This window comes from Burkholderia sp. BCC1047 (assembly GCF_902833155.1).
GTDB classification, from domain to species: domain Bacteria; phylum Pseudomonadota; class Gammaproteobacteria; order Burkholderiales; family Burkholderiaceae; genus Burkholderia; species Burkholderia sola.
Genome location: NZ_CADFEH010000005.1, coordinates 142,953 through 154,770 on the forward strand (window position 1 = coordinate 142,953; position 11,818 = coordinate 154,770).

5 protein-coding genes are annotated in these 11,818 nt (G+C 70.6%); all 5 read left to right on the top strand.

The annotated features are described in order from the left end of the window. Nucleotides 1–18: 18 nt before the first annotated feature. Entirely contained in the window at nucleotides 19–507 is a 489-nt protein-coding gene (locus tag HWX55_RS08060; protein WP_175975219.1) for a phage protein NinX family protein, read from the top strand. 149 nt (nucleotides 508–656) lie between these two features. Beyond that, nucleotides 657–4,049: a maltotransferase domain-containing protein gene (locus tag HWX55_RS08065; protein WP_175975220.1), complete on the top strand. Its 3,393-nt coding sequence runs from the start codon at nucleotides 657–659 to the stop codon at nucleotides 4,047–4,049. Next, the gene (treS, locus tag HWX55_RS08070; protein WP_175975311.1) at nucleotides 4,049–7,459 is read left to right on the top strand and encodes a maltose alpha-D-glucosyltransferase; all 3,411 of its coding nucleotides are present in this window, start codon (nucleotides 4,049–4,051) and stop codon (nucleotides 7,457–7,459) included. Before HWX55_RS08065 ends, treS begins: the two co-directional genes overlap by 1 nt. Continuing rightward, the gene (gene glgB, locus HWX55_RS08075) at nucleotides 7,456–9,663 is read left to right on the top strand and encodes a 1,4-alpha-glucan branching protein GlgB (protein ID WP_175975221.1); all 2,208 of its coding nucleotides are present in this window, start codon (nucleotides 7,456–7,458) and stop codon (nucleotides 9,661–9,663) included. Before treS ends, glgB begins: the two co-directional genes overlap by 4 nt. Before the next feature lie 32 nt (nucleotides 9,664–9,695). Next, on the top strand, nucleotides 9,696–11,810 hold the full coding sequence (glgX, locus tag HWX55_RS08080) for a glycogen debranching protein GlgX (protein WP_175975222.1): 2,115 nt from the start codon (nucleotides 9,696–9,698) through the stop codon (nucleotides 11,808–11,810). Nucleotides 11,811–11,818: the final 8 nt, after the last annotated feature.

Below are 11,818 nucleotides of genomic sequence, written 5' to 3' on the forward strand. Positions count from 1 at the left end.
ATCCGACGGAGGCAGCTCATGCGAATCGACGCACTCGACGGAAAGGATCTCGATTACTGGTGCGCACGCGCGTTGTGCGCCGATGACGAAGACACGCTGCGCTTCACGGCCGTCGCGCCGACCGTCGTCGTGACGGCCGCGTGCGACGCGTTCCGGCATCTCGACGCGCCGTTCGCGCCGTCGGCATCGTGGGCCGATGCGGGCGCGGTGCTCGATCGCGTGACCGATCTGCGGATCGCCCGCCACGGCGACGACGTCGAATGCGACGCGACCTTCGTCGACGGCCCGTCGACCTGCGGCGCGCGCGGCCGCGATGCGCGCGTGGCGCTGCTGCGCGCGTTCGTGCGCGCGCGCTTCGGCGACGAGGTGGACGAGCCGCCGCCGTTCCCGCACCGGATCGAACATGGGGCGGTGGTGCGGTATGACCCCGGTGTGCCGATTCCGACTTCGGATGACGATGCGGCGACGGGGGACAGTTCGGATATTCGGTCGATACCGCGCATGTAGACCCTCCGCGAGTCCGGCGGTCATGTAAAAACGACAGGCTCCGTCAGGCCGGCTTCCCGCACAGGCCGTGCTCGCAGGGCATCGGGCAGCAGGCACGCAGGTTGCGACGCACCGGCTTTACCGCTCGCGCCACCCGCTCACGCCACGCCATGGACTCCACACCGCCGTTCGCTCCGCACCTCTACTTCTGCGACGCCCGCCTCGTCGGGCCGCTCGACGCATGGCCGCAGACCTTCGCGCATATCGCGGGAATGGGCTTCGATCACGTGCTGGTCGGTGCGTTCTGGGCCGCGAGCGTCGCCGGCTTTCCGCGCCATGTCGCCGACTTCCGGCGGCCGGCCCAGTCGTTCGCGACACGCGCGAGCGCGCTCGAAACCTTCTCGCGCCTCGCGCACCTGGCGAAGGGGCACGGGCTGCGCCTGCTGCTCGAAGTCGTCCCCGATCGCATCGCGCGCGAGAACCCGCTGCGCGCCGAGCATCCCGACTGGTACGTCGAACGCGCGTACGACGACGCGTTGATCGACCCGCGCGGCACCGCGCACGCGCTCGACATCGCGCATGCGAACGCCGGCGACGAAGCGGTGCGCGACGCGCTGTCGGCATGGTGGTGCGCGCATCTCGCGACGTTCGCCGACGCGGGCGCGGCCGGCTTCCTGATCGACGCGCCGCATCATCTGCCGGCCGACTGGTGGCCGGGCTGGCGTGCCGCGTTGCGCCGCGCGCGCCCGGACGTCGCGGTGCTCGCGGGCGTACCCGGCCATGCGCGCGACGCGCTCGCGCAGCTCGAAGCGGCCGGGTTCGACGCGGTGTTTTCATCGGTGCGCTGGTGGGACCTGCGCGCGCCGTGGTTCGCGGACGAACACCGGCTGCTGCGGCGCATCGGCGCGCCGATCGCGTTTCCCGATGCACCCGACGGCCCGCGTCTCGCCGACGACTGGGCCGACGCGCCGGACGACACCGTCGCCCGCGCGTATCGCCGCGCGCTGTGGACGGCGGCGGCCGTCGGCACCGGCTGGCTCGTGCCGATGGGTTTCGAGCGCGGCGTGACGGTGCCGCTGATGGCGCGCGACGCGGATGCCGCGCGCTACCGCGCCGCGTTCGAGCACGCGCGTTTCGACCTGTCGGGTGCGCTCGCCGATGCAAACGCGTGGCGCCGCGCGACGCCCGTCGCGGCGGCGCGCGGCGAGATCGTGCAACTGAGCGCGCCGGGCGCGGGCGCGACCGCGCTGCTGCGCGGCACCGGGCCGTCGCTCGAACACGACGACGCGGCGTTGCTGATCGCATTGAATCCCGATCTCGACGCACCCGCCACGGTCGACCCCGCGACGATCCTGCCCGGCGTGCCGGGCGGCTTCACGCGCGTCGCCACGCAGGCCAGCGCGCACACGCAGCAGCCGGCCGCGCTCGAGCCGTTCACGCTCGCGCCCGGCGCGTATGCGTTGCTGCATGCATGGCGCGCGCCGCCCGTCACGACGCGCGCCGACGCCGCCCGCGAGCGCACCGCACTGTCGGCGGCGCTCGCGGCCGACCGGATCGCGATCGAGCGCGTCGAACCGTCGGTCGACGACGGCCGCTTCGCGATCAAGCGCGTGATCGGCGAATCGCTCGTCGTGAGCGCATCGATCTTCACGGACGGGCACGCGCATCTGGCGGCCGTGCTCCAGTGGCGCGCCGCCGGCGACGACGAATGGCGCGAAGTGCCGTTCGAAGCCGAGCCGAACGACCGCTGGCACGCGTGCGTCACGCTCGACCGGCTCGGCCGCCATGAATTCCGCGTGGTCGCATGGCGCGACGACTGGGCGTCGCTCGTCACCGACATCGCGAAGAAGCGCGCGGCCGGCCAGGACGTCACGCTGGAGGTGCGCGAAGCGCAACTGCTGCTCGCGACCGCGCTGAAGCTCGCCGAGCCGGCCGATCCGCGCGCGGTCACGCGGATGAAACAGTTCGTCGCGGAACTCAAGGACGCGTCGCACGACGATCGCCTCGCGCTGATTGGCGGCCCCGCGCTCGCCGATGCATTCGCGGCGCTGCGCTACCGCCCGTTCGTCACGCACGACGCGACGATCTACCCGGTCGACGTCGAACGCCGCAAGGCGCGCTTCTCGAGCTGGTACGAGATGTTTCCACGCTCGGCCAGCGACGATCCGCACCGGCACGGCACGTTCGACGACGTGATCGCGCATCTGCCGCGCATCCGCGACATGGGCTTCGACGTGCTGTATTTCCCGCCGATCCATCCGATCGGCACGTCCGCGCGCAAGGGCCGCAACAACAGCCTGAGCGCCGGCCCCGACGACGTCGGCAGCCCGTACGCGATCGGCTCGCCCGACGGCGGGCACACGGCCGTGCATCCGCAGCTCGGCACGCTCGACTCGTTCCGCGCGCTGGTCGACGCCGCGCGCGGGCACGGGCTCGAGATCGCGCTCGATTTCGCGATCCAGTGCTCGCCCGACCATCCGTGGCTCGCCGCGCATCCGGGCTGGTTCGCGTGGCGGCCCGACGGCTCGCTGCGCTTCGCGGAAAATCCGCCGAAGCGCTACCAGGACATCGTGAACCCCGATTTCTACGCGCCGGACGCGCTGCCCGACCTGTGGCTCGCGCTGCGCGACGCGGTGCTGTTCTGGGTGGACGCGGGCGTGCGGATCTTCCGCGTCGACAACCCGCACACGAAGCCGCTGCCGTTCTGGGCGTGGATGATCGACGACGTGCGCGGCCGGCATCCGGACGTCGTATTCCTGTCCGAGGCGTTCACGCGGCCGGGGATGATGTACCGGCTCGCGAAGGTCGGCTTCTCGCAGTCGTACACGTACTTCACGTGGCGCGAATCGAAGCGCGACTTCATCGACTACCTGACCGAGCTGACGGCCGGGCCCGCGCGTGAATTCTTCCGGCCGAACTTCTTCGTCAACACGCCCGACATCAACCCGCGCCACCTGCAGAACGCGCCGCGCTCGCAGTTCGTGATCCGCGCGGCGCTCGCGGCGACGCTGGCCGGCTCGTGGGGCCTGTACTCGGGCTTCGAGCTCGGCGAATCGGCGCCGCTGCCGGACAGCGAGGAATACGCGGATGCCGAGAAATACGAGCTGCGCGCGCGCGACTGGAGCAAGGCCGCGCATATCGGCACGGAAATCGCGCGGCTGAACCGCGCGCGCCGCGATCACCCGGCGCTGCAGACGCATCTCGGTCTCACGTTCGTCGACGCCGACAACGACTCGGTGCTCGTGTTCATGAAGGCGACGCCCGCGTTCGACAGCGTGGTGATCGTCGCGATCAGCCTCGACCCGTGGCATCCGCAGGCCGCGAACTTCACGCTCGATGCGGCGCTGTGGCGCGGCCTCGGGCTGGCCGACGGCGAGCCGCTCGATGCGCTCGAACAGGACGCCGCGCATGCGCAAACCTGGCGCGGCCATCGCCAGTACGTGTCGCTCGATCCGCATGTGCGGCCGTACGCAATCTGGCGGCTCGCGCCGTCTCCGGGCGCCGCGCGGGCGGCCGCGCCCGAACCGGACCCCGCCCGCCGCCCTTCGGGAGCGCATGCATGATGAAACGCGAAGATTCCCTCGACGACGTGCGCCGCGCGCAATTCCCGTCGCTCGCGCCGGCCGGCACGCCGCGCCGGCGCCGCGCGCGCCGCCGCGAACCCGCGCTCTGTGCGGACGATCCGCTGTGGTACAAGGACGCGATCATCTACCAGGTGCACGTGAAGTCGTTCTTCGACTCGAACAACGACGGCATCGGCGATTTCCCCGGCCTGATCGCGAAGCTCGACTACATCGCCGAACTCGGCGTCGACACGATCTGGCTGCTGCCGTTCTATCCGTCGCCGCGCCGCGACGACGGCTACGACATCGCCGACTACCGCGACGTGCATCCGGACTACGGCACGCTGGCCGACGTGCGGCGCTTCATCCGCGAAGCGCATGCGCGCGGCATCCGCGTGATCGCCGAGCTCGTGATCAACCACACGTCGGACCAGCATCCGTGGTTCCAGCGCGCGCGCCGCGCGAAGCCGGGCTCCACGCATCGCGACTACTACGTGTGGTCCGACACCGACACGAAATACGCGGGCACGCGGATCATCTTTCTGGATACCGAAACGTCGAACTGGACACACGACCCGGTAGCCGGCCAGTACTACTGGCACCGCTTCTATTCGCACCAGCCGGACCTGAACTTCGACAACCCGGCCGTCGTGCGCGAAGTGATCCAGGTGATGCGCTTCTGGCTCGACCTCGGCATCGACGGGCTGCGGCTCGACGCGGTGCCGTACCTGGTCGAGCGCGAAGGCACGAACAACGAGAACCTGCCGGAGACGCACGCGATCCTGAAGCGGATCCGCGCGACGATCGACGCCGAGTATCCGAACCGGATGCTGCTCGCGGAAGCGAACCAGTGGCCGGAAGACGTGCAGGAATACTTCGGCAACGAGGACGAATGCCACATGGCGTTCCACTTCCCGCTGATGCCGCGCATCTACATGTCGATCGCGAGCGAGGACCGCTTCCCGATCCTCGACATCATGCGGCAGACGCCGGCGCTCGCGCCGAGCAACCAGTGGGCGGTGTTCCTGCGCAACCACGACGAGCTGACGCTCGAGATGGTCACCGATTCGGAGCGCGACCTGCTGTGGCAGACCTATGCGAGCGACCGCCGCGCGCGGCTGAACCTCGGTATCCGGCGCCGGCTCGCGCCGCTGATGGAGCGCGACCGGCGCCGCATCGAGCTGATCAATTCGCTGCTGCTGTCGATGCCCGGCACGCCGGTGATCTACTACGGCGACGAGCTCGGGATGGGCGACAACATCCACCTCGGCGATCGCGACGGCGTGCGCACGCCGATGCAGTGGTCGTCGGACCGCAACGGCGGCTTCTCGCGCGCCGATCCCGAACTGCTGGTGCTGCCGCCGGTGATGGGCTCGCTGTACGGCTATGACGCGATCAACGTCGAGGCGCAGACGCGCGACCCGCATTCGCTGCTGAACTGGACGCGGCGCATCCTCGCGACGCGCCGCGCGTCGCAGGCGTTCGGGCGCGGCACGATCCGCTTCCTGCGCCCGGAGAACCGCAAGGTGCTCGCGTACCTGCGCGAGCTGGACGGCCACGAGCCCGTGCTGTGCGTCGCGAACCTGTCGCGCGCGTCGCAGGCCGTCGAACTCGACCTGTCCGAATTCGCGGGCCGCGTGCCGATCGAGATGACGTCCGATTCGCCGTTTCCGCCGATCGGTCAGCTCCCGTATCTCCTCACCTTCCCGCCGTACGGGTTCCTGTGGTTCGTGCTCGCCGAGCATGGCCGCGAGCCGTCGTGGCGGCAGCCGCATGCGGAGCCGCTGCCCGAATACGTGACGCTCGTGATGCGGCGCGGCGATACGCGGCCGGACGTCTCGCAACTGCATGCGCTCGCGCACGACGCGCTCGCGTCGTGGCTCGCGCGGCGGCGCTGGTTCGCATCGAAGGATCGCAAGATCGGCGACGCGTGGCTGAACGTCGTCACCCCGATTCCGGACGAGCCGTTCCAGTACGCGGAGGCGTGGGTGTCCGCGAGCGACGGCGGCGTCGAACGCTACGTGGTGCCGCTCGCGGCCGCGTGGGGCGGCGAGACGTCCCATCCGCTGTTCGCGCAACTGGCGCTCGCGCGCGTGCGGCGCGGCCATACGGTCGGCTACCTGACCGACGCGTTCGCGCTGCCGGCGTTCGCGCGCGGCATGCTGCGCAAGCTGCGCGACGGCGCGACGGTGCTCACGTCCGACGGCGGCCGGCTCACCTTTCTGCCGGAAGACGCGCTCGCCGGGCTCGACCCGGGCGACGACGCGGAAGTGCGCTGGCTCGCGGCCGAACAGAGCAACAGCTCGCTCGTGATCGGCGACGCGATCGTGCTGAAGCTGGTGCGCAAGGTCGCGCACGGCATTCATCCGGAAGCCGAAATGAGCCGGCACCTGACGCGCATCGGCTATGCGCACACCGCGACGCTCGCCGGCGAAGTCGTGCACGTCGATCCGGACGGCACGCCGCATACGGTCGCGATCCTGCAGCGCTATGTCGACAACCAGGGCGACGCGTGGACGCGCTCGTTCGATTTCCTGCGGCGCGCGATCGACGAACTCGCGCTGCCGGCCGCGGACGAAGGCGAGGCCGCCGAAACGGACGAGGAGCCCGACGCGCTGCTCGGCTACGCGGCGTTCGCGGGCATCATCGGCACGCGGCTCGGCCAGTTGCACGTCGCGCTCGCGCAGCCGTCCGACGACCCGGCGTTCGCGCCGGAACGCGCGACGCCCGATCACGTCGACGGCTGGTGCGTGGACGCGATCGCCTCGTTCGAGCGCGCGCTCGACGTGCTGCGCACGCGGCTCGACGCGCTCGATCCGGCCACCCGTGCGTCGGCCGACGCGCTGCTCGCGTCGCGCGACGCGGCCGTCGAGGCGCTCGGCGAACTCGTGCCGCGCACGCTCGATGCGCAATGCACGCGGATTCACGGCGATTTTCATCTGGGCCAGGTGCTCGACGTGCAGGGCGACGCGCTGCTGATCGACTTCGAAGGCGAACCGGCGCGCGCGCTCGAGCGGCGTCGCGCGAAATCGCATCCGCTGCGCGACGTGGCCGGCCTGCTGCGCTCGCTGTCGTACGTGAGCGCGACCGCGCAGTTCGCGATCGAAAAAGCGCCGCCGCAGGCGGCCGGCCGCAAGCGCGCATTGTTCGACCGCTTCGGGCAGGCGGCCGCCGACCGCTTCGTCGAATGCTATCGCGCGGCCGCCGACCACGCGCCCGCGCGCTTCGTCGATCCGCACTACGCGGACCGCCTGCTGGCGCTGTTTCTGATCGACAAGGCGTCGTACGAGCTGTGCTACGAAGCCGCGAACCGGCCCGACTGGCTGAGCGTGCCGGTCGGCGGGCTCGCGGCGCTGGTCGACCGGCTGCTCGGCGACGGCGTGCTGCCCGACGACGGAGGAAACCCATGACCGACACGCTGTTCGAACGCGCGGATATCGACGCGCTGCTCGCCGGCCGCCATCCCGACCCGTTCGCGTGCCTCGGCCCGCACCAGCAGGCTGACCAGGTCGTCGTGCGGGCGCTGCTGCCCGGCGCCGAGCGCGTACGCGCGCTGTCGCCGGACGGCGCCGAACTCGGCGCGCTCGCGTGCGTCGATCGCGCCGGCTGCTTCGCGGGAACGATCGCGCGCGATGGCGGCTCGCCGCATTACCTGCTCGCGATCGACTGGCCGGACGCGCACCAGGTGACCGACGACGCGTATGCGTTCGGCACGCTGCTCGACGAAGCGGCGCTCGCGCGCTTCTCGGCCGGCGATCCCGAAGCCGTGCTCGACTGCCTCGGCGCGACACCGGTGCGCATCGACGATACCGACGGCGTGCGTTTCGCGGTGTGGGCGCCGAGCGCGCAGCGCGTATCGGTGGTCGGCGATTTCAACGCGTGGGACGGGCGCCGCCATCCGATGCGGCTGCGGCGGCCGTCCGGCGTGTGGGAGCTGTTCGTGCCGGGCATCGGCCCGGGCGAACGCTACAAGTACGAACTACGCGCGGCCGACGGGCGCGTGCTGCCGCACAAGGCCGATCCGTGCGCGCGGGCGACCGAGGCGCCGCCGCGCACGGCGTCGGTGGTCGCGGACGTCGCGGCGCTCCACGCGTTCGCATGGCACGACGACGGCTGGATGCACGCGCGGCCGCGCAACGACCGCTACCGTGTGCCGTGGTCGATCTACGAGGTCCATCCGGAATCGTGGCTGCGCATTCCCGAGCAGATGGAGCGCAGCGCGACGTGGGACGAACTCGCCGAGCGGCTGATTCCGTACGTGAAAGGAATGGGCTTCACGCACGTCGAGTTCATGCCGATCGCCGAATACCCGTTCGGCGGCTCGTGGGGCTACCAGCCGCTCGCGCAGTTCGCGCCGTCCGCGCGCTTCGGGCCGGTCGACGGCTTCGCGCGCTTCGTCGATCGCGCGCATGCGGCCGGCATCGGCGTGCTGGTCGACTGGGTGCCCGCGCATTTTCCGAACGATGCGCACGGGCTCGCGCAATTCGACGGCAGCGCGCTGTACGAGCATGCCGATCCGCGCGAGGGCATGCATCCCGACTGGAACACCTGCGTGTTCAACGTCGGGCGCACCGAGGTCAGCGCGTTCCTGGTCGCGTCGGCGCTCGCGTGGGCGCGCCGCTATCACGTCGACGGCATCCGCGTCGACGCGGTCGCGTCGATGCTGTACCGCGACTATTCGCGCAAGGAAGGCGAATGGGTGCCGAACGTGTACGGCGGCCGCGAGAACCTCGAATCGGTCGCGTTCCTGCGCCGGCTGAACGACACGCTGCACGGCGACGCCGCGCCGGCCGGCGTCGTCACCGTCGCGGAGGAATCGACCGCGTGGCCGGGCGTCACCGCGCCGACCGCCGACGGCGGGCTCGGCTTCGACTTCAAGTGGAACATGGGCTGGATGCACGACACGCTCGCGTATCTGCACGAAGACCCGATCCACCGCCGCTATCACCACGACCGGATGACGTTCGGGCTCGTGTACGCGTTCTCCGAACGCTTCGTGCTGCCGCTGTCGCACGACGAGGTCGTGCACGGCAAGGGCTCGCTCGTCGCGAAAATGCCCGGCGACGCGTGGCAACGGCTCGCGACGTTGCGCGCGTATTTCGGCTTCATGTGGGCGCATCCCGGCAAGAAGCTGCTGTTCATGGGCAGCGAATTCGCGCAATGGGCGGAGTTCGCGCACGATGCGACGCCGCACTGGGACCTGCTCGACGCGCCCGCGCATCGCGGCGTGCAGCGGCTGGTGCGGGATCTCAATCGCACGTATGCGGCCGAACCGGCGCTGCATGCGCTCGACTGCCACGCGGCCGGCTTCTCCTGGCTGATCGGCGACGACCGCGACAACAGCGTGTTCGCGTTCGCGCGCCGCGACGATGCGGGGCATCTGGTCGTCGCCGTCTGCAACTTCACGCCCGTGCCGCGCGCCGGCTATCGGCTCGGGCTGCCCGCGCCGGGTCATTGGCGCGAACTGATGAACACCGATGCCGCGACGTATGGCGGCACCAACGCCGGCAACGACGGCGCCGTGTGGGCCGAAGCCGTGCCCGCGCACGGCGAGGCGTGGTCGGCGACGTTGCGCCTGCCGCCGCTCGCGACGCTGTGGTTGACACCTGCCTGATTGCTCCCGCCCTCGACACGGAGATACGCCCCATGCCGACCGCCCTGCCCGACCGTCTCGAACCCGGCCGCAGCTATCCGCTCGGCGCGACCTGGGACGGCCTCGGGACCAACTTCGCGGTGTTTTCCGCGCACGCGCACCGGATTCAGCTGTGCGTGTTCGATCCGACCGGCCGCAAGGAACTCGCGCGCCTCGACCTGCCCGAATGCACCGACGAGGTGTGGCACGGCTATCTGCCGAACGCGCATCCGGGCACCGTGTACGGGTTCCGCGCGGACGGCCCGTACCAGCCGCAGCACGGCCATCGCTTCAATCCGACCAAGCTGCTGCTCGACCCGTACGCGCGCAAACTGGTCGGCCAGTTCCGCTGGTCGGACGCGCTGTTCGGCTATCGCGTGCATTCGAACCGGGCCGACCTGTCGATGGACCGCCGCGATTCGGCGCCCGCGATGCCGAAAGCCGTGGTCGTCGACGAAGCGTTCGACTGGAGCACCGACCGCCGCCCGAACGTGCCGTGGCGCAGCACCGTGATCTACGAGACCCACGTGCGCGGTGCATCGATGCGCCGCGCCGGGTTGCGCCCGCCGGAGCGCGGCACGTTCGCGTCGCTCGCGCATCCGGCGTTCGTCGATCACCTGCTGTCGATCGGCGTGACGACGGTCGAGCTGCTGCCGATCCATGCGTTCCTGCAGCAGCGCGAGCTCGTGAAACGCGGGCTGCGCAACTACTGGGGCTACGACACGGCCGCGTTCTTCGCGCCGGAGCCGTCGTATCTGACGACGCGGCGGCTCGACGAGATGCGCATCGCGGTGCGCCAGCTGCATGCGGCCGGCATCGAGGTCGTGCTCGACGTCGTCTACAACCACACGTGCGAAGGCAACCAGCTCGGGCCCACGCTGTCGTGGCGCGGCCTCGACAACGCGAGCTATTACCGGCTGCTGCCCGACGATCCGCGTTACCACGTCGACGAAACTGGCTGCGGCAACACGCTGAACATGTCGCATCCGCGCGTCGTGCAGATGGTGATGGATTCGCTGCGCTACTGGGCGACCGCGTTCAACATCGACGGCTTCCGCTTCGATCTCGGCGTGACGCTCGGCCGCGAGGATCACGGCTTCGAGCCCGGCGCGGGGTTCTTCGACGCGTTGCGGCAGGACCCGGTGCTCGCGCAGCGCAAGCTGATCACCGAGCCGTGGGATCTCGGCCCCGGCGGCTATCAGCTCGGCCGCCATCCGCCCGGCTTCGCCGAATGGAACGACCGGTTTCGCGATACCGTGCGGCGCTTCTGGCGCGGCGACGCGGGGCAGCGCCCGGAACTGGCCGCGCGCCTGTCGGGCTCGGCCGACCTGTTCAATCACGGCCGGCGCCGCACGTGGGCGCCGGTCAATTTCGTCACCGCGCACGACGGCTTCACGCTGGCCGACCTCGTGTCGTATGCGGGCAAGCACAACGACGCGAACGGCGAGGACAACCGCGACGGCCGCGACGACAACTGCAGCGCGAACTGGGGCGTCGAAGGGCCGACCGACGACGCGAAGATCCGCGACGTGCGCTCGCGCGTCGCGCGCTCGATGCTCGCGACGCTGTTTACCGCGCTCGGCACGCCAATGCTGGTGGCCGGCGACGAATTCGGCCGCACACAGCACGGCAACAACAACGCGTATTGCCAGGATAACGAACTGTCGTGGCTCGACTGGGACCTGGCGCACGGCGACGAAGGCGTGCAGATGACCCGCTTCGTGTCGCGGCTCGCCGCGCTGCGGCGCATGTATCCGGTGATGTCGTCGCCGCGCTATCCGAACGGCGACCGCGACGGCGCGCCGGGCATGCGCGAGATCGGCTGGTTCGACGAACGCGGCGACGCGCTGACCGTCCCCGCGTGGGAAGACGGCGAACGCCGCGCGCTGACGATGCGGCGCGTCGGCACCGGCCGCACCGGACGCACCGAGGCGTTGCTCGTGATGCTGAACGCATCGGCCGAGACCATCACGTTCCTGCCGCCTGCGCCCGTGCTCGATTACCGGATCCTGCTCGACACCGCGACGCCCGACTCGGGCCCGCGCTCGTGGCCGGACGCCGGGCTCGACGTCGCCGCGCATGCGGCCGTGATCGCGGTCGCGGCCGTGCCACCCGACCTGTCTTCGTGAGGAGCCGC

Coding starts and splice junctions, on each gene's coding strand:
- HWX55_RS08060 (WP_175975219.1), top strand. CDS start 19: ATGCGAATCGACGCACTCGACGGAAAGGATCTCGATTACTGGTGCGCA.
- HWX55_RS08065 (WP_175975220.1), top strand. CDS start 657: ATGGACTCCACACCGCCGTTCGCTCCGCACCTCTACTTCTGCGACGCC.
- treS (WP_175975311.1), top strand. CDS start 4,049: ATGAAACGCGAAGATTCCCTCGACGACGTGCGCCGCGCGCAATTCCCG.
- glgB (WP_175975221.1), top strand. CDS start 7,456: ATGACCGACACGCTGTTCGAACGCGCGGATATCGACGCGCTGCTCGCC.
- glgX (WP_175975222.1), top strand. CDS start 9,696: ATGCCGACCGCCCTGCCCGACCGTCTCGAACCCGGCCGCAGCTATCCG.